The following is a 20,782-nucleotide window of genomic DNA, read 5'->3' on the forward strand; positions in this document are numbered from 1 at the left end:
GGAACGAATCGAATTCCCCGAACGATGTATGTAGGGAAAGATGAAGCGGTAACGACGAGAGGGCGAGACCGATGCGCATGAAATGGTCCCTGGCGGCAGTCGCGATGGCTGTATTCGGGGTGATCGGCGCGTCGTCCGCGGTGGCCTCTGCCGAGGAATCCGCCCAGGATGTGATCAACCGCCTGCAGTCCGAGGGCTACACCGTCACCATCGACAAGATCGGCACCGCGCCGCTGAATCAGTGCACGGTGACCAGCGTGCGCAACCCTCAGCAGGTCAGCCAGTTGGTGCCGTATGTCGGGCCGGGTCTCGGCGGTGACCGGATCCTGGTGCCGTCGATCACCAGCCGGACCGTGTCGGTGTCGCTCAACTGCCAGCGCTGAGGCTCACCTGGAGCAGTCCAGTGACACCGTGATGGTGCGTCGTACCACCACGGGCACCAGGTCGAAATCCTTCTTGCCGTTCTTGCCGAACCGTTCGACCCGGATGAGTCTGGTCTGGGTCTGCGGGTTGCGGACGCTGGTGACGATGCACTGATCGAGTGGTGCGCTGCCTACCCGGTCGATGTTGACCTGAAATCCCTCGGCTTCCAGTTGGCCGATGGTGACGACCGGCGAATCGGCATATGCCGGGCCGGCGGTTGCCAGAAATGTGCCTATTGCCGCCCCCGACGCGGCCAGCATGACGATTGGTGATCGCATGACCGTGTCTTCTTTCTTCTCTTCTCGCACTCACTTTTTCGGCGATGTCCTGCCCGTTGTTACGAGACACGGCCGGGTGCGGTTCAACGCAAGAGGCCCGGCCGGGTATACCGGCCGGGCCTCTTGAATGTCCGCTCAGGCGGGGGCGGGTTCGCGGGTGCGGTCGGCGTGGTCGTCGACCATGGTGAGTTCGTCGAACGGATCGTCGCCGCGCAGCACCGCATCGACCTTGGCCTTGTCCACGGTGTGTGTCCAGGAGCCGACGAGCAAGGTGGCCACCGCATTGCCGGAGAAGTTGGTCACCGCGCGGGCTTCGGACATGAACCGGTCGATCCCGACGATCAGCCCGACTCCGTCGAGCAGATCGGGACGATGGGCCTGCAGACCGCCGGCCAGCGTGGCCAACCCGGCGCCTGTCACACCGGCGGCTCCCTTCGACGCGACGATCATGAACACCAGCAGGCCGATCTGCTGCCCGACGGACATCGGGGCGCTCAGCGCGTCGGCGATGAACAGCGCCGCCATCGTCAGGTAGATCGCGGTGCCGTCGAGGTTGAACGAATAACCGGTTGGCACAACGACTCCGACGGTGCTGCGGTCGACGCCCAGGTGCTCCATCTTGGCGATGAGACGCGGCAGCGCCGACTCCGACGACGACGTCGAGAAGATCAGCAGGTATTCGCGGGCCAGATAGCGCACCAGCTTGAAGATGGATACCCCCGACACCGCACGCAGGAGGATGCCGAGCACGCCGAACACGAACAGCACGCAGGTCACGTAGAAGCCCAGCATCAGGGTGAGCAGCTGGGTGACCGCGGTCCAGCCGGTCTGCCCGACGACGTTGGCGATCGCGCCGAACGCACCGATCGGCGCCAGCCACAGGATCATGATCAGCACCTTGAACACGAGCTTCTGCAGGTGCTCGATGCCGCGCAGGATCGGTTCACCGGAGCTGCCCATGGCCTGCAGGGCGAACCCGACCAGCAGCGCCACGAACAGGGCCTGAAGCACGCTGCCTTCGGTCAATGCCGAGAACAGTGTCTCCGGGATGATGCCCTGGACGAAGTCCATCAGTCCGCCGGCCTCGTGTGCCTTCTCGGCCAGCTCGGCGCCCTTGCCCGCCGAACTCTCCGACAGGTGCATGCCGCTGCCGGGGTGGATCAGATTGCCTACCAGCAGACCGATGGTCAGCGCGATCGTCGACATGGCCAGGAAGTAGCCGAAGGCCAGGCCACCGACCTTCCCGACGGTGGCGGCCTTACGGACCGAGCCGATGCCCAGCACGATCGTGCAGAAGATGATGGGGCCGATCATCATCTTGATCAGGTTGACGAACATGGTGCCGAGCACGCCGACGCTCTTGCCGACCTCGGGTGCCACGAGTCCGACCACGACGCCCAGGACGACGGCCGCGATGACCGCGATGTAGAGCCAGTGCGTGCGGTCGCGACGACGCGGGGGCGCCGGCTCCGGGTGCGGCTCAGCGGTGACGCTCATCGGTTCAACCTCCAGTTCGGTCCGGTACGGCAGGAAATGCGCTTACCTGCACCTTCGACCATAGGGTGAGCCAGGTCACGTTTTAGTTCATTGTGTTCACGCAGCGATTGGCTGCTCAGATGCCCGTGCAGAGCGAGACGAACGGGATCGGCGCGCAGATGCCCACGGAGAAGTAGGGCGTGATGTCGCCGTTCCACGCCGGCGGAGGTGGCGGCGGGGGCGGTGGCAAGGGGGCGGCCACGCAGGAGTTGGTGGGCGGGTCGAACACGGTGCCCGCACCGCATTCGGCAGCGTTGCCGACCGCCGGGGAAATCGCCGTCACAACTGCCAGTGACGCAACCGCGGCCATGATGATGGTTGTCAAGCGATGAATGGCGCCCATCGCAGGTCTCCCTTGGATCTACCCTCGACCCTGCCTACGGTCCGAGTCTACGACTGCGCGCCCTTCTGCAGCACCCCCGAATTGACGACCGAGAAGATGGCCGGGATAGCCCAGAAGAACCCCGCTACCAGCGGGTATCGGGACGATTATGTTGGTAGTTCGTACGTTCGCACTCCCGGAGGTGTTGTGGCGCGTTGGTTGCGGCGGCTGTCATTGCGGGCCTGGCCGCGCTCGCTGGCCGGTCAGGCCATCGCGCTGCAGGTCCTGGTGGTCGCGGTGGTGGTGCTGGCCGGCACCGCACTGGCCCTTCTCGATGCCCGCCGCGACGGTGAAGATGCGGCTCGCCAGCAGGTGATCGGCATCGCCACCGCCCTGGCCGATGCCCCCTCGACCGCGGCGGCCATCGAATCGGGTACTGCGACAGAGGTTTTGCAGCCGGTGACCGAGGCGGTTCGCACCGGCACCGACATCGCGTTCATCACGATCATGGCGCCGGACGGAATCCGGTTCACCCACACCGATCCGCGCCAGATCGGCGGCCACTACCTGGGCACGGTGGAGCCCGCGCTGCGCGGTGAGACATTCAGCGAGGTCTACACCGGGACGCTGGGCCCGTCGGTGCGTGCGGTCGCACCGGTGCGTGGCCGCGACGGACGTGTCGTTGGCATGGTGTCGGCGGGGATCACCCAGCAGACGCTGGGGCAGCGCTGGCGCGCGCAGATTCCGGCGATTGCCGCGATAACCGCTGCCGCACTAGGGGTTTCGCTGATCGGCGGCTGGGCGATCCGGCGTAGGTTGCTGCGCCAGACTCGGGGTCTGCGGCCCGACGAATTGCGGGTCATGTACGACCACCATGATGCGATCCTGCATTCGGTGTCCGAGGGGCTGATCGTGATCGACCGCGACGGTGTGGCACTGGCCAACGATGAAGCGCGCCGGCTGCTGGGGCTGGCCTCCGGGCCCGTGCGCATGCAGGACCTGCCGGAGTTTCTCCGCAGCGCCGACCCCGGGGTGCGCGACGAACTGCATGTCACCGGCGACCGGGTGCTGGTGGTCAACCGCGCCTGCGTCGCAGGCTCCGGTGCCGAGGTCGTCACGATCCGTGATCGGACCGAACTCCAGGGCGCCCTGGGCGAACTCAGCTCGCTTCAGGTCCTGGCCGACTCGTTGCGGGCACAGGCACACGAGTCGGCCAACAAGTTGCACACCGTGGTCACCATGGTCGAGATGGGCCGCCCCGAGGACGCGGTGCGGTTCGCCACCAGCGAGCTGGAGTTGTCGCAGCGGCTGGTGGACCGGCTGTCGGCGGCCGTCGGCGAACCCGCTCTGGTGGCCCTGCTTCTCGGCAAGACGGCACAGGCCGACGAGCGCGGCATCGCCCTGACCGTCACCGAGGACACCCAGCTGGCCGCCGACGCCGCGCTCACCGGGCAGGAGATGGTGACGGTGCTGGGCAATCTCATCGACAACGCGATGGATGCCTGCGACCGCGAGGATCCGTGGGTCGAGGTCACGGTCAGCCAGGACGACCGCGAGTTGTTGATCCGGGTGGCCGACAGCGGGCCGGGAATGGATCCGTCCACGTTCGAGAAAGCCATGCAGCGTGGCTATTCGACGAAATCGGTGTCGTCTGGTCATGGCCTGGGTCTGGCGCTGGTCGCGCAGACGGTGAAACGGCACGGCGGAACGCTGCGGGCCGACGTCACGTACGGTTCGGTGGTGACCGCGACGGTGCCGCGCCGATGATCAAGGTTCTGATCGTGGAGGACGATCCGCTGATCGCCGAGGCCCATCAGGCCTATCTCGGACGCCTGGAAGGGTTCTCGGTGGCCGCGGTGGCACACACCGCGCGCGATGCCATGCGGGTGGCGGCAGCGGCCGCCGCGGCCGAGCATCCGATCGATCTGGTGCTTCTGGACATCGGATTGCCCGACGCCAGCGGAATCTCGTTGGCGTCCGGCCTGTCCGGGTTGCGGCCGGCCCCGGACATCATCGCCATCACTTCCGAACGCGATCTGGAGATGGTGCGCGCCGCGGTGGCCCATGGCGCCCTGGCCTACCTGCTCAAGCCGTTCGCCTTCGCGGCGTTTCGCGACCGGCTGGAACGCTACCGGCGCTACCGCTCGGCGCTGCCGTCAGGAACCGATGCCGCGAGCCAGGCTGAGGTCGACCGGGCCCTGGCCGAATTGCGGGTCGCCACCGAGAAGTCCACCGCCCCCAAAGGCGCTGCGCCGCAGACCACCGAGGACATCGCCGCTGCGGTGCGCGATGATCCCGACGGCCTGACCGCGGACGAGGCGGCCAAACGGGTGGGAGTGTCGCGGGTGACGGCGTGGCGCTATCTCGAGCGCCTGGCCGATGACGGCATCGTCACCCGCAGTACGGAGTACGGCAAGGCCGGGCGGCCGCGCACGCGCTACCGCTGGCGCTGAATCACGCGCCGGCCGGCTGGAGGGCGGGCAGCTCCTGCAGCTCGACGGCGTCCACCGAGACCAGCTGCGAGTACAGCGACTCGGCGACGTCGAAGACGTTGACCTGGCCGGCGTAGTCGGCGATGTAGAGCCGGGTGCCGTTGTCGCGCAAGACGACTGCGGCGGGCTGTGCATGCACGTCGACAGTGCCCTGGATCTGGCTGGACAGCGCACACCACACGATGACGCGGTCGTAGTCGACCAGGTAGGCGCGGGTGGCGTCGGGGCTCAGCACCAGCTGGGTGGGTGCCCCGCCCACCTCGACGGCGTCCACCACGGCCCCTGCGGCGAGGTCGACGGTGTGCACCACACCGCGGTGCTCGAGGTCGGAGGTCAGCACGTAGGCGACGCCGTCGCCGATCGCGATGTCGCGGATCGGGGCACCGATCCACACCGTGGCCTGTGCCTGGGCGGTCTCGGTGTTGACCACGACCAGCCGGCTGCCACGGAAATCGGAGGTGGCGACGTAGAGACGCTTGCCGCTCGAGTCGATCTGCAGGGCATCCAGGTTCACCCCCGCGCCGGTGGCGATGTCGATCGTGCCGACACGCTCTGCGGTGGTGTCGATGACGGCGATGTCGATGCGCTCATGGCCGGAGCGACCGGCGAACACGCGCTTTCCGTCCGGGCTGATGGCCAGGGCGGTGACGCTGAAGGCCAGCGGGTACTCGTTGAGCACGGCGCCGGTGATGGTGTCGACCGTGACGATCGAGTCGTGTCCGGCGGCGGAAACGCTGACGTAGGCACGGTCGTCGGCGACGACGACGGCGAAAGGATCTCCTGCGAGACGGACCGAACCCACCACGCCCATGGTGTGGGGGTTGATCACGGTCAGGCTCTGCGCCGCGGCGTTGGTGACCACCACGGTCTCGCGCTCGGGATCGACGGCGATGTCACCGATCGGCCCGCGTCCGACCTCGGCCAGACCGGCCACGTCGATGTCATCGAGCGCACCGTCGAATGCGACGCTGCGGACAGCCGTGTCGGCGATGGCGCGGTCATTGCGGCCAGAGCGCAGCGCTTCAGTCAGCGCGCGCAGGAAGTTGTTTGCCATCGTTATCGGCACCTCCGCCGGCAAGGCTTTTACCGGCTCTAGATTCCAGGTCGATCTGCGCCGGGAGTGGCGCGGTTGCATTGAGTCTAGCGACGAAACCGACAGGTCCTGGACGACTTCACAGCGAATAGGTGACCGTCACCGATACTCTCTCAGAATGCGCTTAGGAAATTCTTCGTTATCGACTCGTTACCTTTTGGTCGCATTCGATTAAATGCCTGTTACCAGGGACTTCCAAGCATGTCGCGGACGTGGCACATTTCACGTCCGGTAAGGCCGTCAATATCAATTCTTACCTTCTCCGGCAAAAGTGAGCGGTAGATCACACCGCGACACGCCAGCAAACTTTCTTTGGCGTCAACTCGACCCGACCGGCAGAAATGACGGTTGTGTGTTACGGCTGTGAAAGATGAGTCGTGCCCAAGCGGCAGTTCGCTGTCGGCAGCGTCAGTCCGGCACCGGCCGCAGCACCAGGCTGACTTCGCACGATCCGTGCGTGGCGTCCGGCCGCACCGAAGCCGCGTACCGACCGCCGATGACCTCGGAGTTCATGTCGATGACCTCCTGGATCATGCCCTGTTGGATGCCTCGCACCGTCCGGAACCCCAGGCGCGTGAGTTAGCTCGAATGCGGCCGCGTCAGAGCCGCAGCGCGGCGGCGGTCGCCGGACCGACGATGCCGTCGACCTTGAGGCCGCGGGTACGGCGCTGGAATTCCTTCACGGCGGCCTCGGTCTGCGGGCCGAATACGCCGTCGACCTCGAGATGCCCCGCGTAGGACGCGTAGGCCGTCTTGAGCCGGCGCTGCAACTGGGCGACCTGCGGGCCTTCCATGGGCCGGAACAGCAGAACGTCGGTGTACTGCCCCACCGGCACCGGCGGCCGGGGTGTCGGCGCCGGATTCGCGATATCGCCGATCTGCGCCTGGATGTCGGCGCGCAGGAGGTCCATGTCGATGGCGCCCGGATCCCACTTGCCTTGCGTACGGCCCGCGTACTCCTTGTGCCCGATGGTGCGTTCGGCGTTCTGCGCCAACCGGCGATTGATCGCGGCGCAACACCGCACCAGTGCGAAATACTGTGCGTCAGGCCAGTTCTTGCGATGCGACGCGGCTGGGCTGGTGCCGCTGTTCGCACACTCGATCCCGATCATGTGCCAGTTGCCCATATTCGTCGGCAACCACGGATACATGCCGACACCGGCGTGCCACGCTACCCCGAGCGCCACGACGGTCACCGTGCCGTCCCGAGCGATATGCAGCTGCGACAACGGACCGGGAAGATCCGGCCGACCGTTGGCGATCGACGCGGCCGTGGCGGTGTCCGACCCGGTGTGATGCACCATCACCCCGCGGATGTCCTTGAAATCGCCGTGCCCCCGGGTACGCCAGCCCGGATACTCCACGATGTCGATGCCTTCCGCCCGGAGCACATCGGCCAGCCAGACCGGGTCACCGGTCCATCGTCCCGTCTGAGGCACGGGGATTCCTTTCTGCGCAGCAAACGATCCGTGTGAACCAGCCTACGCGGAAGGACTGACACCGACCCTCATCGCGCAGAGCCGCCAGACCGGTTATGGATCAACTACTTTGCTCGCGGACAACACACGTGCGCGACCACCGCCTCCGGCGTTCGCGGACCGCCCGATCAGCAAATGGCCGACGTCAGCAGCCACCGCATTTCGCACCCGCATCGGCCATCGAATGTGCGAGCATCTGCGCATGGATCCGAAGGACGACCCCGAGGCCCGCATCCGGGAACTCGAGCGCCCACTGGCTGACGCCGCCCGCACGTCGGAACTCGGCACCGGAGGTTCTGCCGTTCCGCCGCCGACCCAGCCGTTGACGCAGGGGTACGCCTTCCCGCCACCGCCCCCGGGGCCGCCGGCGCCGTGGCCCGGCTACGAGCCGTACCCGGCACCGCCTCAGCCACATCGCAGCTCGTCGAGCAGCGTTCCGCTGTTCCTGGTGTTCGGCGTACTGGCGGTGTCCCTTCTGGTCGGCGGCCTGGTGGCGGCCTATCTGATGTTCAGCGAGACCGATACCGCCGACACCGACACCATCACCGACAGCCAGTCGACGACCATCCGGCAGACCACGATCAGTGGTGTGCCGTTACCGGGACCGGTTGGTCCGTCGCAGATTCCGGCCGGGCAGACAGTGATCATCTCGGGCATCGGCGAGAACCGGACCGTCGAATGTCAGGACAACACCGTGATCGTCAGCGGCATGCAGAACAAGCTCGAGATCACCGGCCACTGCGCGGCGGTGACCGTGTCCGGCATCGAGAACACCATCACCGTCGACTCCGCCGAATCGATCGGGGTATCGGGATTCGACAACCGGGTCACCTTCCACACCGGCAAGCCCGAGGTGGCCAACTCCGGTCAATCCAACGTCGTCGAGCAGGGCTGACCCGATCCCGCCCGTTCCACGCGCCCGAGGAATGTCCGCAACAAGCTCACCAACGGCGCCGGATTGTCTTCTGGCGCCCAGGCATACGAGTCGTCGATGAATTCCAGCGTGGCCTGCGGCAGAGTCCGCGCCAGCCGCGCCGCCCCCTCGGCCGGGAAGTAGCGCTCCTCGCGTGGCCATATCACCAGGGCGGGGCGGTCGTAGTCGGCCAGCCGCGGGGAGTACTCCGCCAGGTATGCGGGCGACAACGCCTCGAGGAATCGCCGATAGTCCTCGCGCACCAAGGGATCAGTGCGCAGTGGCCGGAGGTACTCCGCCATGATCTCGGCGGGGATGGGGCGTTTGGTCGCGCCGCCGTAGGTGATCCGCAGCCGCTGCACGGGTTTGACCCCGATGAGCTTCGACTGCAACAGCCCGGCTCCGGGGAGCGACGCGAGCCGGGACAGCACCTTGACCGGCCACGGATCGGAGTCGAACGCGTTGGTCGCGACGAGCACCAACGCTTCCACGCGCTCCGGATAGCACGCGGCGACCACCTGGGCGATGTCGCCGCCGTAGCCGTTGCCGACGAGCACCGCCCGCTCGATGTCGAGCCCGTCGAGCAGCTCGATGACGGTCCGGCCCAGACCGGGCAGGCTCAGATCGGCGTCCGGCACCGCGGGCGTGTGCGATCCCATGGCCAGATCAGGTGCGATGCAACGAATTCCGGTACCGAGACCGCCTGCGACGTGTCTCCACACCAAGCCGTTGGCAACCAGGCCGTGGAGTAGGACCACCGGCCGGCCCGTGCCGGTTTCGCGAACGCCGACCGGACCGCCGGGCAGCGTGACCAGCCGCCGGGAGTTGAGCGTGTTCATCTTCGCGTCCTCTCGCAGTGAGCACCGGGACAAAATTAATACAGGCTGTATGTAAACACGCCTGGCGCCGAACCTCAATACATACAGCTTGTTAAAATTCTTCGATGAGCGAAGATCCGCGCGACGGCCGCGAGCAGCGCAGTGAAGCCACCCGCTCCGCCCTGGTCGCCGCGGCCCGCTCACTGTTCGTCGAACGCGGCTATGCGGCCGTGTCCACCGGGGACATCGCCCGGGTCGCGGCCGTCACCCGCAACGCGCTGTACTACCACTTCCCCACCAAAGAGGCTGTGTTCCGGGCGGTCTACGAGGACGTCGAAGGCGAACTGGCCCAGCGGGTACTCCCGGTGGCCCTGGCCCACGACACCGGCCGTGGCCAGCTGGAGGCCGGTATCGAGGAGTTTCTCGACGGCTGTCTGGACCACACCGTGGCTCGGGTCAGCGTGCTGGAGGCCCCGGCCGCACTGGGATTCGCTCAGATGCGCGAGATCGACAACCGCAACTATCTCGGGGCACTTCGCGACGGCCTGCGGGCCGCGATCGAGTCCGGTGAGCTGCCCGACCTTCCGGTCGACGCGCTCGCGTCGATGCTCATCGGCGCCCTCGACGAGGCCGCCCTGCTGATCGCGACGGCCGATGACCCGGCCACCGCCCGCCGCGATGCCGGCGTGGTGGCCCGGGCCCTGGTCGACGGGTTGTTCGTGAAGTAGGGCGCTACAGCACCTTCGACAGAAACTCTTGCAAGCGAGGGTGTTTGGGGCTGTCGAACACCGCGGCAGGGCTGTCGTCCTCGACGATGTTGCCGTCGGCCATGAAGATGACGCGGGAGGCCACCTCGCGGGCGAAACCCATCTCATGGGTGACCACGACCATGGTCATGCCGCCCTCGGCCAGGTCCCGCAGCACCTGCAGCACGTCGCCCACCATCTCCGGGTCCAGCGCGCTGGTGGCCTCGTCGAACAGCATGATCGACGGGTTCATCGCCAGCGCCCGGGCGATCGCGACACGCTGCTTCTGGCCACCGGACAACGTGGCCGGCTTGACGTGCGCCTTTTCCGCCAGACCCACCTGGGTCAGCAGCTCCATGGCCCGCTTCTCGGCGGCAGCCTTGTCCATCTTCTTGGTCAGCAGCGGCGCCAGCGTCACATTGTCGATCACCGACATGTGCGGGAACAGGTTGAAGTGCTGGAACACCATGCCGATGTGCTGACGGACCTTGTCCAGGTCCACTTTCCGGTCGGTGAGGTCGAAACCGTCGACGGTGACTTTGCCCGCGGTGATGTCCTCAAGCTTGTTGAGGCACCGCAGGAAGGTGGACTTGCCCGAGCCCGAGGGGCCGATGACGCAGACCACCTCGCCCTTGCTGATCGTGGTGTCGATGCCGTCGAGCACCACCAGATCACCGAACGATTTCTTCAGGCCCTCGATGCGGATCTTGACGGTGCCCTCGGGCTCGGCGGCCGCGGCTTCCGGTACCAGCTGGGTCATTTCACGAGCCTCTTCTCGAGCCGGTCGGAGAATTTGGTGAGCGCCATGATGACGACGAAGTAGATGATGCCGATGATCAGCCACATGTAGAAGGACTGGAAGTTACGGGCGATGATGATCCGCCCGGTCTGGGTCAGCTCGGCGATGCCGATCACCGACAGGATCGAGGTGTCCTTGAGGGTGATGACGAACTGGTTGATATAGGACGGGATCATCGTCCGGATCGCCTGCGGCAGAATGACTCTGCGCATGGTCGGCAGATAACCGATACCGAGGCTGCGCGCCGCCTCCATCTGGCCCTTGTCGACCGATTGGATTCCGCCGCGGACGATCTCGGTCATGTAGGCGCCGGCGTTGAGCGAGAGCGTGATGATGCCCGCCGTCAATGCCGACATCTGGAAACCCAGTGCCGCCGGGATGCCGAAGTAGATGAAGAAGGCCTGCACCAGGAGCGGCGTGCCGCGGAAGATGTCGACGAAGGTGGTTCCGACGGCCCGCAGCAGGATCGACCGGGAGACGCGCATCAGCCCGAAGATGATGCCGAGCACCAGCGCGATGGCGATTGACACCACCGTCAGGATGAGAGTCATCTTCAGGCCGACCATCAGGATCGGGAAGGTGCTCTTGAGCAGTCCGATGAACGAGTTGTCGGCGTCGGTGGCACCCTCGCCGAGGTACGTCTCGACGATTTCGTCGTAGCGGCCGGATTCCTTGAGCTCCTTGAGGCCGGCGTTGAACTTTTTCAGCAGTTCGGCGTTGCGACCCTTGTTGACCGCGAACCCGTAACTGGCGCCCTTCTCCTTCGGAGTGACGGTCTTGAATCCGCTGCCCTGCTGGATGTTGTAGTTGAGTACCGGGTAGTCCTCGAATACCGCCTGCGAGTTGCCGGTCTTGACTTCCTCGAACATCGAGGCCGAATCGGCGAAGTAGACGGTGGAGAAGCCGTACTTGTCCTTGATCGACTCGGCGAACTCGGCACCCTGGGTGCCGTTCTTCACCGCGACGCGCTTGCCGCGCAGATCTTCGTAGGACTTGATGTCCTCGTTGGAATCCAGCACCGCCATCTGCACGCCCGATTCGAAGTACGGGTCGGAGAAGTCGAAGACCTTCTTACGCTCGTCGGTGATCGACATGCCGGCGATCACGCCGTCGGCCTGATTGGCCTGAACGGCCTGCAGCGCGGCGTCGAAGCCCAGCGGCTTGATCGTGACGTTGAACTTCTGGTTGGCCGCGATCTCGTTGATCAGGTCGATGTCGATGCCGACGAATTTGCCGTCCACATCCTGGAATTCGAACGGGGCGAAGGTGATGTCGGTGGCGACGACGTAGGTCTCGCCGTCGGCCGCGGCGTGGGGCGGGGCCAGCATCGCCGCCCCGAACAGCCCGATCAGCAACGCCACGACGGCGGCGATCAGCCGTTGCGGGGACCGGATGGCTCCGGCGATACCCTCGCCCGACGCGGATTCGGCTCTCATCGTCCATTCTCCTATCCAGGTGTGAAACGACGAGTTCTCACGCTATCGCCGCAAAGGCGATTCGGGCGGGATTTCCGGGGGTGCGGCCGAGCGCACCGACTCGGCATCGCTACATGGCCGAGCCCCGCGGGGTGAGGTCCTGCCGTAGGTGGCCCGCAGCTTGGTCCGTGCGCCGACCAACCGGAAGTAGCCTCTGTAGGCAAAGTCGGCCGGCGCGCAGGTGTGGAGGTACTTGTGGCCCTGTCGGTGGCCAGGCTGTTACCCGCATGCCGAACCCGGCCGTTCTCACTGGTGTCGCTGAACTTGCCGAAATCCAGATGGATACGTCGCTTTTCACTGTTCCAAGTGAACGCGCACCGCCGTCCCAGTCGAAGTTGCATATCCCCCGGCGGACTGCTCGGTGCGCACGCATCCCAGTCCGCTTGCGACATAGTGGTTTTTATGGCCAGAACATTGGCCGGCGCATAGAGCGCGTCGAGTTTCTGCTGATCTGGCGCACTCATCGGATCTCGACATCCCTCGAATTGCACTGCGCGGGAACGAGTTAGTTGCACACGAAAAGTCCAGGACCGAGACGCCACCGACCAGTGGCAAACTGCGTGTTCGGCTTTACAAATCACTCATGGTGTCCATCTTCCTGCCGCGAGCACCAGGACTGTAAAAGGACGTTCGGCCCGAAACGTCGCTTAAAGAGGTAGTGGACTACGCGTGAGGATGAACCGTCCGCGGCCGTACGTTTTCTTCAAGAGAGCGCCGGAGAGTACGGCGCTTGGTTCAGAGAGAAGTTTCGACATGAGCGTTTTCCATCCGGTTTCCGTGATCAAACGCGAAACCTCACGACAGACCGCACCGGCCCGGCATTCACACGAGCCCGTACTCATCACCGAACAGCAGGTGCTGTTCAGTACCGCCGCAGCAGCAGGCGCTCCCTCGCACCACAACCTCATCGCGATGATGTCGCATGCGGTGTCGGCGGTCGCCGAACACTGGCACGCCGCCGCTGACCGCAGGCACGCCCGCTACTACCCGTCGCGGTGCAGCTATCTCGAGAACGCCCTGATGGCGCGGGAGATGGAACGGCTCTGACCGCCGCGCAGCGGTCAGCCGGCCAGCGCGACCGGTTGGACCACCTCGGAGTATCGCGATGCGTCGCCGGCCACGATCCGGCTGCGACGACCGTGGACATCGACCGGGACATCGCCGGCCAGGGTGATGCGGCTCAGCCGGCGATACTGGTCGTCATAGTCGGCCACCGCGTAGTGCTGGGTAGCCCGGTTGTCCCAGACGGCCAGGTCGCCGGGCTCCCAGCTCCAGCGAATCGTGTTCTCCAACTTGATGACCCGATTCTGCAGCAGCTGGAAGAGCGCGGCCGATTCGGCGGCGCCGAGGCCGACGAACTGCTTGATGAAGTGCCCCAGCAGCAATACGCGCTTACCGGTCTCGGGATGGACCCGCACCACCGGATGCTCGGTCTCGTAGTACTCCGACTCGAACTCTTCTCGGTACTGCCGGTGGCCGTCGGCCAGCTCCTCGTGGCGTCCGTCGTAATCGGCCGCATAGTCGTACTGGTTGGTGTGCACGGCCCACAGGTTCTCGACCAGTGCCCGCAGCGGCTCGGGCAACAGATCGTAGGCCGCCTCGGTCGACGCCCATGTAGTGGTGCCGCCGTAGTCGGGCAACGTGACCGCCCGCAGCAGCGAGGCTTTCGGGATGCGGTCGACGAACGTCACATCGGTGTGCCAGCTGTTGGCCTTGTCATACCGCGAGTCGATCGGCAGGACCCGCTCGCCGCGCGACGTGACGGTCGGGTGCGCTTTCGTCGGGGTACCGAGCAGGCGCGCGAACGCCAGCTGACCGTCATCGTCGAGGTGGTGCTGCCCGCGGAAGAAGATGACCTTGTGCTCGAGCAGGGCGTCGTTGATCGCCGATACCGTGGGCCGGTCCAGGCCGCCGTTGACGTCGATTCCATCGATGCGGGCCCCGATGTGGGCACCGAGTTTCACTACACGCAGAGAGGACACCCCGACACCATCTGCGACGGGGTGCGGTGAACACCACGGTTGCGCTCACCACGAGCGCAAAGACCTACGAAGGTCAGTCGATCCGGATGACGTAGGTGCCGTCGTCGTCGCGCTCGATCTGTCCGTCGAGGGCGTTGATCCACACCGGGGTGTCGCGTCGCGAACCGAGGAACGCGCTCTGCACGGACCCCCCGGGCTGCAGGTCGACGTTCCACTCGTCGTCCTGGGCGACGATGGTGAGGATCTCCTCGCCATTGGCGCGACGGATCGAGATCAACTGGCCGTTGGAGTCCAGGTCCTCCAAGTCCGCGTCGTCGTCATCGAGGAACTCATCAAGCTCAGCGTCATCGAAGATCTCGGCGTCCGAACCCCTGACATCGTCATGCACGCCGAAGACTGTACCCAGGATCACGTCTTCCGATGAAGACCCCGGGGGTTCCAGACGCTAACGTGCATCCGACGTTTACAGGCCGTTCGCCCGGGGAACAACGAGTCCCGCTGCGGCGTTGGCCAAGCATTGGTCTGGTTATTAGGAGGATCATCTATGGCAACTGATTACGACGCACCTCGCGTCAAGGAAACCGACGAGGCGTCCGACGAGTCGCTCGAGGAGCTGGCTGCCCAGCGGCGCACCGCCGCCAACACCGCGGTGATCGACGAGGACGAGGTGGTCGATTCGTTCGACCTGCCCGACGCCGACATCTCCGGCGAGGAGCTGAGCGTCCGGGTCATCCCGAAGCAGGCCGACGAATTCACCTGCTCGAGCTGTTTCCTGGTGCACCACCGCAACCGGATGGCCCTGCAGAAGGGCGACCAGTTGCTCTGCGTCGACTGCGTCTGACGCGGTCGACGGGCCGACCCTGCCTTCTAACGGCAGCAGTTGGGGTCGAGCACCGTGCACAAAGCGACGAGTGAGTCCCGGCGCGGGCGGTGGTAGACGTTCATGCCGCGCCGTTCGGACTCCACCATTCCGGCTCGTCGCAATTGCGACAGATGGTGGCTGACCGTTGATTCGGCCAAGGCGACCGCCGCGGCCAGGTCGCAGCCGCAGACTTCCCCGGCCTCCGCGCTGAACAGCAGCGATACCAGTTTGACGCGCACCGGATCGGCCAGCGCCTTGAGCCGCAGCGCGATCTCCAGCGCTCCGTCGTCATCGATGGGGCCGGCGGCTACGGGTGAGCAGCAGACCGGTTCAGAGGTGTCGACCACCGGCAACGCCTTGGGCATGAAACCATTCTGCCAGAGGATCTTGACTTATATCGAAGAGGTGGCATCATCGGTGCTGTCCGCTAGTTCGACATAAGTCATAAAGGTTGGGGTGGCCGTCATGTCCCGAACACAACTCGCCCTGAACGTCGACGACCTCGACGAGGCCATCACGTTTTACTCCAAGCTGTTCAACACAGCCCCGGCGAAGGTCAAGCCCGGCTACGCCAACTTCGCAATCGCCGCTCCACCACTGAAATTGGTACTCATCGAGAACCCCGGCCACGGCGGCACCCTCAACCACCTCGGAGTCGAGGTCGAGTCGAGCGAGCAGGTACACGCCGAGATCGCCCGCCTCACCGACGAAGGCCTGTTCACCGAGGAAGAGATCGGCACCACGTGCTGCTTCGCCACCCAGGACAAGGTCTGGGTGACCGGCCCGGCCGGCGAGAAGTGGGAGGTCTACACGGTTCTCGCGGACTCGGAGACCTTCGGCACCCACTCGTCGGCACTCGAAGAAGCCGAATCCGGCGGCGTGTGCTGCAGCGCGAGCACACCTGAGACCACGTCGTGAACCACGCTGTCGCAACGCGTCTTTCCACGCTGGACCGATTCCTTCCGGTGTGGATCGGTGTGGCCATGGGCGCCGGATTGTTGCTCGGAAGGTTCGTGCCGGGTATCGCCGATACCCTGAATCAGGTTCAGGTCGACGGCATCTCATTGCCGATCGCCCTGGGCCTGCTCATCATGATGTACCCGGTGCTGGCAAAGGTGCGGTACGACCGGCTCGGAACGGTCACCGGCGACCGCCGGCTGCTGGTCAGCTCGCTGATCCTCAACTGGGTGCTGGGGCCGGCCCTGATGTTCGCGCTGGCGTGGCTGTTCCTTCCCGACCTCCCCGAGTACCGGACGGGTCTCATCATCGTCGGGCTGGCCAGGTGCATCGCCATGGTGATCATCTGGAATGACTTGGCCTGCGGCGACCGTGAGGCCGCCGCGGTTCTGGTGGCACTCAATTCGATGTTCCAGGTCGTCATGTTCGCCGTGCTCGGATGGTTCTACCTGTCGGTGCTTCCCGGCTGGCTCGGCCTCGAGCAGACCACGATCGACACCTCCCCATGGCAGATCGCCAAATCCGTCCTCATCTTCCTCGGCATCCCGCTGCTGGCCGGCTACCTGTCGCGCCGCATCGGTGAATCGGCGCAGGGCCGTGATTGGTACGAGTCGACGTTCCTGCCGCGGGTCGGCCCGTGGGCGCTGTACGGACTTCTGTTCACGATCGTGGTGCTGTTCGCATTGCAGGGCAACGAGATCACCGGCCGTCCGTGGGATGTCGCACGCATCGCGCTTCCGCTGCTGGCCTACTTCGCAATCATGTGGTGCGGCGGCTACGCACTGGGCGCGATCCTGAAACTCGGGTACGAGCGCACCACAACGCTCGCATTTACCGCCGCGGGCAACAACTTCGAGCTGGCCATCGCAGTGGCGATCGCCACCTACGGCGCCACATCGGGTCAGGCTCTGGCCGGGGTTGTCGGTCCGCTGATCGAGGTGCCTGTCCTGGTGGCGCTCGTCTACGTGTCCCTGGCGCTGCGGAAACGGTTCATCGGCGCAGGAGATGACCAACCGGTGAGGAGCAGTTGATGTCCGAGCGCGACCGCCCCCGCGTGTTGTTCCTGTGCACCCACAACGCGGGCCGATCCCAGATGGCGATGGGCTACTTCGCCCACCTCGCCGGGGACCGGGCCGACGTGTTCTCCGGCGGCTCGGAACCGGCCGACAAGGTGAACCCCGCCGCGATCGCCGCCATGGCCGAGGTCGGCATCGACATCGGCCGCGCGCAACCGCAGCGATGGACCGACGCCATCGTCGAGGCGGCCGACGTCGTGGTCACCATGGGATGCGGCGACACCTGCCCGTATTTCGCCGGCAAGCGCTACGAGAACTGGGACCTGGCCGATCCGGCCGGTCTCGGGGTCGAGGCGGTCCGTCCGATCCGCGACGACATCGAGCGACGTGTGCGCGACCTGATCACCGATCTCGGGCTCGATCCGGCCGGATGACCCGCGGTCGCGGATCGTCGCGCTAGTTCTGCGCGCCGCCGGATGACTTGTCGCGGGACGGCTTGGCGTCGGCGGTGTCCTGGTCCCCCGGCTTGTCCCCGGCCCTGGTCTCTGCCTTGTCCCGCGAGTTGAGGCCGAGATGCTTCTTGAGGCCCGTGCTCACCCGGTCACTGAAGTCCTTGACCTCGGCCTGCACCCGCTGCGCCGTGTCCTTGGCCGGACGAGCGATCCGCTTCGTCGGGATGGGTCCCGGATCTTCCAGTTCTGCAACCAGTTTCGCCGGCGCCGCCGGGGCCGGCTCGACCACGGGTGCCAGGTCGACGACGTCGGGAGCGGCGGGCACATCGAGTATGACGGCGTTGGCAGGTGCGGCCAGGCCGATCGGCTGCGCAACCGACAGGGGGCTGCGCGACGATGTGGTGAAGTCCGGCGGCGGGGGCGGCGCGGTCGCCAGCGCGGTGGTGATGCCCAGCTGAGCGGCCTCGATACCGTCGACGATCGAGCGCGCCCCATCGCCGAGCGAGATCAGGAAGTTCCTCGTTCCATCGACGGCGGCGTCGACGATGTTGCTCAGATCGAAGGTCAGCACGGCGGCGACCAGGTTCTGCGTGCCGACGATGAACGACGTCGCGACGCCGCTGCCGGCATCGAGCAGCCCGTTGGCCACGTCGATGACGGCTTGGGGCCAGGCGGCCGACAACGCGGCCTCCACCACGAGGTACTTCTGATTCCGCCAGATCGCCGAATCCAACAGCGGCTGCCCGACCGCCACCACCGCGTCGCGGACCGCCTGGGTGAAGGTGTCGAAAGCACCGACGAAATTCAGATCGAAGATCTGCTGGATGATCTCCACTGTGACGCCGGGGATGGCCAGCACGGACTGCCCCAGACCGATGCCGGCCTGCGCCAGCCCGGCCAGATAGACCGCCCAGTTCTCGGCCCAGTTTCGGATCGACTGCCGCACGATCGGCAACGACAGGATGTAGGGCCACTCGACGTCGGTGAGCTGAACGGGTGAGGTCACCGTCGGCGCCGTCACCTGCACAGCAGGCGCCTGCCACGATGGTGTGGCCGGTGACATCGCCACCGCGGTCGCGCCGACGAGCGCAACTCCGGTGGTCAACCACGGGCGGACCGCAACGTCCATGCACAGACCTCAATCCTGAGAATCACATGAGTATTTGACGGAACTGTAACGGGTCGCGTGCCGCTCGGCGCGCCGACCACGCCACAAAGTCGCGCCGAACCGCGCCGAGGCCGCACCACGCTGGCCTACCGTGACATTCGTGACTGAAGCCGCCATTCGACAGCGCATCGCCGAGGGTGTGAACGCGATCCGTGCGCGCGATCTGGACACGCTGACCGCCCTCTATGCGCCCGACGTCGTCTCGTTCGACCTCGGCGCCCCGCTGCGATATGCCGGTGACGACAACAAGCGCCGCGCCTGGCAGGAGGTGTTCAGCGCGTACACCGGACCGATCGGTTACGACGTGCACGAGCTGACCGTCACCACCGAGGGCGACATTGCGTTCGTGCACAGCCTCAACCACGTCCGCGGCACCATGACCAGTGGCCGGGACGTCGACATGTGGCTGCGGTGGACGGCATGCCTGCGGTGTGTCGATGGTGTCTGGCGCGTCTTTCACGACCACGTCTCGGTGCCCGCGGACCTTGAGTACGGCAAGGCAATTGTGAATCTCACGCCGTGATCCGCTGGAACCGCACACATCACGGCACATAGTTCTTATCCTCAGACCTGCAGACCGACAACGAGGTTGGAGGCGCAGATGTCTGACGGGACCGTGGCGGAAGCCCGACATGCTGAGCACAGCTACCACTTCGACCGGCACACCGCCCAGTACCGCGACCAGTTCGAGCCGATCACCTCGCAGATGCTGGACTCCTGCCCGCTGGCCTGGACAGACACCTACGGCGGTCACTGGGTGGCCGCCGGCAGCAGCGAGGTCTTCGAACTCGCCCGCTGTCCGCACATCTCGAACGACAACGACATAGTCGGAGAGCGAAAAGGCTACCGAGGCATCAACATTCCCCGCGGTGAGGTGAGCACACAGTTCCGCGGCGGCATGCTGGAGATGGATGATCCCGAGCACCGCGCCTACCGAACACCGCTCAACGGCTACCTTTCACCGGCCGCGGTCGCACGGTGGAAACCGGTGGTCGACGAGCTGGTCAGGGCATGCCTGGACGAGAAGATCGAAGACGGCAGTATCGATTTCGTCGACGATCTGGCGAACATCGTCCCGGCGGTGTTGACGCTGGGCCTGCTGGGCGTTCCGCTCGGCGAATGGGAGATCTACTGCGAGCCCGCGCACGCCTCGGTGTACACGCGGGCCGACTCTCCCGATGCCAAACGCGTCTTCGACCTGTCGGTGGCCTCAGCGGTGCACATGATGGGCCACGTCGCCGTCATTCGCGAGGATCCGCGGCCCGGCTTGATCGACGCCATGGTCCAGATGCGCATCGACGGCGAGCCGGCGCCCGATTCGGAGATCCTGGGCATGCTGATGCTCCTGATCGGCGGCGGCTTCGACACCACCACGGCACTGACCGCGCATTCGCTGGAGTGGCTCTCGCAGCATCCCGATCAGCGCGAGCGGTTGAGCCGGGAGCGCGACACCCTGCTCGACTCGGCGACCGAGGAGTTCCTGCGATTCTTCACGCCTGCACCCGGGGACGGCCGCACCGTCGCCGCGGACATCGAGGTGGGTGGTGTGCCGCTCAAGGAGGGCGAGCGGCTGTGGTTGTCCTGGGCGATGGCCAACCGCGACCCACGGGTCTTCAACGACCCCAACGAGCTCATCATGGACCGAACCGGCAACCGGCACTTCAGCTTCGGGCTCGGCGTGCATCGCTGTATCGGTTCGAACGTGGCGCGCACGGTGTTCAAGTCGATGCTCACCGGGGTGCTCGACCGGATGCCGGACTACCGGTGCGACCCGGCCGGTGCCGTGCACTACGAGACCATCGGCGTCATCCAGGGCATGCGACACCTGCCCGCGACGTTCACCCCGGGCCGCCGGAGAGGACCGGGGCTCGCCGACACCCTGGAGAACCTGCAGCGGATCTGCGATGAGCAGCAGTTGGCCGCGCCGATCACCGTCCGCAAGACCGCCGCGGTCATCGACTGGAAAGTGTGA

24 protein-coding genes and 1 pseudogene are annotated in these 20,782 nt (G+C 65.8%); 12 read left to right on the top strand and 13 right to left on the bottom strand.

Going from position 1 to position 20,782, the window contains the following annotated elements:
• Window positions 1-71: 71 nt before the first annotated feature.
• The gene (locus BN2156_RS26255; RefSeq protein WP_090517913.1) at window positions 72-383 is read left to right on the top strand and encodes a hypothetical protein; all 312 of its coding nucleotides are present in this window, start codon (window positions 72-74) and stop codon (window positions 381-383) included.
• A 3-nt stretch (window positions 384-386) separates the two neighbouring features.
• Here BN2156_RS26255 and BN2156_RS26260 read toward each other — a convergent pair whose 3' ends face one another.
• The 3 genes from BN2156_RS26260 to BN2156_RS26270 all read right to left on the bottom strand — a co-directional run bounded on the left by BN2156_RS26260 (window position 387) and on the right by BN2156_RS26270 (window position 2,580).
• Window positions 387-701 (bottom strand): hypothetical protein, encoded by a 315-nt coding sequence (locus BN2156_RS26260; RefSeq protein WP_090518568.1) that lies wholly within the window; start codon window positions 699-701, stop codon window positions 387-389.
• Between the two features lie 135 nt (window positions 702-836).
• Window positions 837-2,198, bottom strand: a complete 1,362-nt coding sequence (locus BN2156_RS26265; RefSeq protein WP_090517914.1) for a cation:dicarboxylate symporter family transporter — start codon at window positions 2,196-2,198, stop codon at window positions 837-839.
• A 115-nt stretch (window positions 2,199-2,313) separates the two neighbouring features.
• On the bottom strand, window positions 2,314-2,580 hold the full coding sequence (locus BN2156_RS26270; RefSeq protein ID WP_090517915.1) for a hypothetical protein: 267 nt from the start codon (window positions 2,578-2,580) through the stop codon (window positions 2,314-2,316).
• Between the two features lie 186 nt (window positions 2,581-2,766).
• Between BN2156_RS26270 and BN2156_RS26275 the strand changes: the two genes are divergently transcribed.
• Window positions 2,767-4,326 carry a sensor histidine kinase gene (locus BN2156_RS26275; protein WP_235625505.1) on the top strand — a complete coding sequence of 520 codons (1,560 nt, stop codon included), beginning with the start codon at window positions 2,767-2,769 and terminating at the stop codon, window positions 4,324-4,326.
• Complete coding sequence (locus BN2156_RS26280; protein WP_090517917.1) at window positions 4,323-5,012, top strand: response regulator; 690 nt, start codon at window positions 4,323-4,325, stop codon at window positions 5,010-5,012. Before BN2156_RS26275 ends, BN2156_RS26280 begins: the two co-directional genes overlap by 4 nt.
• Window position 5,013: 1 nt before the next feature.
• Here the strand turns inward: BN2156_RS26280 and BN2156_RS26285 are convergent, their stop codons facing one another.
• The 3 genes and pseudogenes from BN2156_RS26285 to BN2156_RS26295 form a co-directional block, all read right to left on the bottom strand.
• A complete protein-coding gene (locus tag BN2156_RS26285) occupies window positions 5,014-6,105 on the bottom strand; it encodes an MmpL3/TtfA transport complex stabilizer (protein WP_090517918.1) in 1,092 nt (363 codons plus the stop codon).
• Between the two features lie 447 nt (window positions 6,106-6,552).
• Window positions 6,553-6,699, bottom strand: a pseudogene (locus tag BN2156_RS26290) (ArsR family transcriptional regulator); the annotation flags it as partial.
• 44 nt (window positions 6,700-6,743) lie between these two features.
• Window positions 6,744-7,583: a peptidoglycan recognition protein family protein gene (locus tag BN2156_RS26295; protein WP_090517919.1), complete on the bottom strand. Its 840-nt coding sequence runs from the start codon at window positions 7,581-7,583 to the stop codon at window positions 6,744-6,746.
• Window positions 7,584-7,824: 241 nt separating this feature from the next.
• On the opposite strand from BN2156_RS26295, the gene BN2156_RS26300 reads away from it, so the two are divergent.
• On the top strand, window positions 7,825-8,517 hold the full coding sequence (locus tag BN2156_RS26300; protein ID WP_090518569.1) for a DUF3060 domain-containing protein: 693 nt from the start codon (window positions 7,825-7,827) through the stop codon (window positions 8,515-8,517).
• Here BN2156_RS26300 and BN2156_RS26305 read toward each other — a convergent pair.
• Window positions 8,490-9,374 (bottom strand): alpha/beta fold hydrolase, encoded by an 885-nt coding sequence (locus tag BN2156_RS26305; protein WP_090517920.1) that lies wholly within the window; start codon window positions 9,372-9,374, stop codon window positions 8,490-8,492. The two genes, BN2156_RS26300 and BN2156_RS26305, sit on opposite strands and share 28 nt — an antisense overlap.
• 104 nt (window positions 9,375-9,478) lie before the next feature.
• Between BN2156_RS26305 and BN2156_RS26310 the strand changes: the two genes are divergently transcribed.
• A complete protein-coding gene (locus BN2156_RS26310) occupies window positions 9,479-10,081 on the top strand; it encodes a TetR/AcrR family transcriptional regulator (protein WP_090517921.1) in 603 nt (200 codons plus the stop codon).
• Between the two features lie 4 nt (window positions 10,082-10,085).
• Here the strand turns inward: BN2156_RS26310 and BN2156_RS26315 are convergent, their stop codons facing one another.
• Both BN2156_RS26315 and BN2156_RS26320 read right to left on the bottom strand, forming a co-directional pair.
• Complete coding sequence (locus BN2156_RS26315; RefSeq protein ID WP_090517922.1) at window positions 10,086-10,859, bottom strand: amino acid ABC transporter ATP-binding protein; 774 nt, start codon at window positions 10,857-10,859, stop codon at window positions 10,086-10,088.
• Complete coding sequence (locus BN2156_RS26320; RefSeq protein WP_407661753.1) at window positions 10,856-12,334, bottom strand: amino acid ABC transporter substrate-binding protein/permease; 1,479 nt, start codon at window positions 12,332-12,334, stop codon at window positions 10,856-10,858. Before BN2156_RS26320 ends, BN2156_RS26315 begins: the two co-directional genes overlap by 4 nt.
• 792 nt (window positions 12,335-13,126) lie before the next feature.
• Here BN2156_RS26320 and BN2156_RS26325 point away from each other — a divergent pair.
• Complete coding sequence (locus tag BN2156_RS26325) at window positions 13,127-13,420, top strand: hypothetical protein (RefSeq protein WP_090517923.1); 294 nt, start codon at window positions 13,127-13,129, stop codon at window positions 13,418-13,420.
• Between the two features lie 14 nt (window positions 13,421-13,434).
• Here BN2156_RS26325 and BN2156_RS26330 read toward each other — a convergent pair whose 3' ends face one another.
• Window positions 13,435-14,355: a TauD/TfdA dioxygenase family protein gene (locus BN2156_RS26330; protein ID WP_090517924.1), complete on the bottom strand. Its 921-nt coding sequence runs from the start codon at window positions 14,353-14,355 to the stop codon at window positions 13,435-13,437.
• A gap of 73 nt (window positions 14,356-14,428) precedes the next feature.
• Window positions 14,429-14,743, bottom strand: coding sequence for a hypothetical protein (locus BN2156_RS26335; protein WP_235625506.1), 315 nt, complete (start codon window positions 14,741-14,743; stop codon window positions 14,429-14,431).
• Window positions 14,744-14,899: 156 nt separating this feature from the next.
• On the opposite strand from BN2156_RS26335, the gene BN2156_RS26340 reads away from it, so the two are divergent.
• Entirely contained in the window at window positions 14,900-15,196 is a 297-nt protein-coding gene (locus BN2156_RS26340) for a DUF4193 domain-containing protein (RefSeq protein ID WP_090517925.1), read from the top strand.
• A gap of 26 nt (window positions 15,197-15,222) precedes the next feature.
• Here BN2156_RS26340 and BN2156_RS26345 read toward each other — a convergent pair whose 3' ends face one another.
• Window positions 15,223-15,582, bottom strand: a complete 360-nt coding sequence (locus BN2156_RS26345; RefSeq protein ID WP_090517926.1) for an Rv2640c family ArsR-like transcriptional regulator — start codon at window positions 15,580-15,582, stop codon at window positions 15,223-15,225.
• A 100-nt stretch (window positions 15,583-15,682) separates the two neighbouring features.
• On the opposite strand from BN2156_RS26345, the gene BN2156_RS26350 reads away from it, so the two are divergent.
• The 3 genes from BN2156_RS26350 to BN2156_RS26360 are packed head-to-tail and all read left to right on the top strand — an operon-like array spanning window position 15,683 to window position 17,624.
• Complete coding sequence (locus BN2156_RS26350) at window positions 15,683-16,135, top strand: ArsI/CadI family heavy metal resistance metalloenzyme (RefSeq protein ID WP_090518572.1); 453 nt, start codon at window positions 15,683-15,685, stop codon at window positions 16,133-16,135.
• A complete protein-coding gene (gene arsB, locus BN2156_RS26355) occupies window positions 16,132-17,205 on the top strand; it encodes an ACR3 family arsenite efflux transporter (RefSeq protein WP_090517927.1) in 1,074 nt (357 codons plus the stop codon). The genes BN2156_RS26350 and arsB overlap by 4 nt, the downstream gene beginning before the upstream one ends.
• Entirely contained in the window at window positions 17,205-17,624 is a 420-nt protein-coding gene (locus BN2156_RS26360) for an arsenate reductase ArsC (protein WP_090517928.1), read from the top strand. Before arsB ends, BN2156_RS26360 begins: the two co-directional genes overlap by 1 nt.
• Window positions 17,625-17,646: 22 nt before the next feature.
• On the opposite strand, the gene BN2156_RS26365 is transcribed toward BN2156_RS26360, so the two are convergent.
• Window positions 17,647-18,771, bottom strand: a complete 1,125-nt coding sequence (locus BN2156_RS26365) for a hypothetical protein (RefSeq protein ID WP_090517929.1) — start codon at window positions 18,769-18,771, stop codon at window positions 17,647-17,649.
• A 139-nt stretch (window positions 18,772-18,910) separates the two neighbouring features.
• Between BN2156_RS26365 and BN2156_RS26370 the strand changes: the two genes are divergently transcribed.
• Window positions 18,911-19,333, top strand: a complete 423-nt coding sequence (locus BN2156_RS26370) for a YybH family protein (protein WP_090518573.1) — start codon at window positions 18,911-18,913, stop codon at window positions 19,331-19,333.
• 78 nt (window positions 19,334-19,411) lie between these two features.
• Window positions 19,412-20,782, top strand: a complete 1,371-nt coding sequence (locus BN2156_RS26375) for a cytochrome P450 (RefSeq protein WP_090517930.1) — start codon at window positions 19,412-19,414, stop codon at window positions 20,780-20,782.

It is taken from the genome of Mycolicibacterium neworleansense, assembly GCF_001245615.1.
In the GTDB taxonomy this organism is placed as follows: Bacteria; Actinomycetota; Actinomycetes; order Mycobacteriales; family Mycobacteriaceae; genus Mycobacterium; species Mycobacterium neworleansense.

Excerpts from the sequence above, each read along its gene's own strand:
- BN2156_RS26255 (WP_090517913.1), top strand. The coding sequence starts at position 72 with ATGCGCATGAAATGGTCCCTGGCGGCAGTCGCGATGGCTGTATTCGGG.
- BN2156_RS26260 (WP_090518568.1), bottom strand. The coding sequence starts at position 701 with ATGCGATCACCAATCGTCATGCTGGCCGCGTCGGGGGCGGCAATAGGC.
- BN2156_RS26265 (WP_090517914.1), bottom strand. The coding sequence starts at position 2,198 with ATGAGCGTCACCGCTGAGCCGCACCCGGAGCCGGCGCCCCCGCGTCGT.
- BN2156_RS26270 (WP_090517915.1), bottom strand. The coding sequence starts at position 2,580 with ATGGGCGCCATTCATCGCTTGACAACCATCATCATGGCCGCGGTTGCG.
- BN2156_RS26280 (WP_090517917.1), top strand. The coding sequence starts at position 4,323 with ATGATCAAGGTTCTGATCGTGGAGGACGATCCGCTGATCGCCGAGGCC.
- BN2156_RS26285 (WP_090517918.1), bottom strand. The coding sequence starts at position 6,105 with ATGGCAAACAACTTCCTGCGCGCGCTGACTGAAGCGCTGCGCTCTGGC.
- BN2156_RS26300 (WP_090518569.1), top strand. The coding sequence starts at position 7,825 with ATGGATCCGAAGGACGACCCCGAGGCCCGCATCCGGGAACTCGAGCGC.
- BN2156_RS26305 (WP_090517920.1), bottom strand. The coding sequence starts at position 9,374 with ATGAACACGCTCAACTCCCGGCGGCTGGTCACGCTGCCCGGCGGTCCG.
- BN2156_RS26310 (WP_090517921.1), top strand. The coding sequence starts at position 9,479 with ATGAGCGAAGATCCGCGCGACGGCCGCGAGCAGCGCAGTGAAGCCACC.
- BN2156_RS26315 (WP_090517922.1), bottom strand. The coding sequence starts at position 10,859 with ATGACCCAGCTGGTACCGGAAGCCGCGGCCGCCGAGCCCGAGGGCACC.
- BN2156_RS26320 (WP_407661753.1), bottom strand. The coding sequence starts at position 12,334 with ATGAGAGCCGAATCCGCGTCGGGCGAGGGTATCGCCGGAGCCATCCGG.
- BN2156_RS26325 (WP_090517923.1), top strand. The coding sequence starts at position 13,127 with ATGAGCGTTTTCCATCCGGTTTCCGTGATCAAACGCGAAACCTCACGA.
- BN2156_RS26340 (WP_090517925.1), top strand. The coding sequence starts at position 14,900 with ATGGCAACTGATTACGACGCACCTCGCGTCAAGGAAACCGACGAGGCG.
- BN2156_RS26345 (WP_090517926.1), bottom strand. The coding sequence starts at position 15,582 with ATGCCCAAGGCGTTGCCGGTGGTCGACACCTCTGAACCGGTCTGCTGC.
- BN2156_RS26350 (WP_090518572.1), top strand. The coding sequence starts at position 15,683 with ATGTCCCGAACACAACTCGCCCTGAACGTCGACGACCTCGACGAGGCC.
- BN2156_RS26360 (WP_090517928.1), top strand. The coding sequence starts at position 17,205 with ATGTCCGAGCGCGACCGCCCCCGCGTGTTGTTCCTGTGCACCCACAAC.
- BN2156_RS26365 (WP_090517929.1), bottom strand. The coding sequence starts at position 18,771 with ATGGACGTTGCGGTCCGCCCGTGGTTGACCACCGGAGTTGCGCTCGTC.
- BN2156_RS26375 (WP_090517930.1), top strand. The coding sequence starts at position 19,412 with ATGTCTGACGGGACCGTGGCGGAAGCCCGACATGCTGAGCACAGCTAC.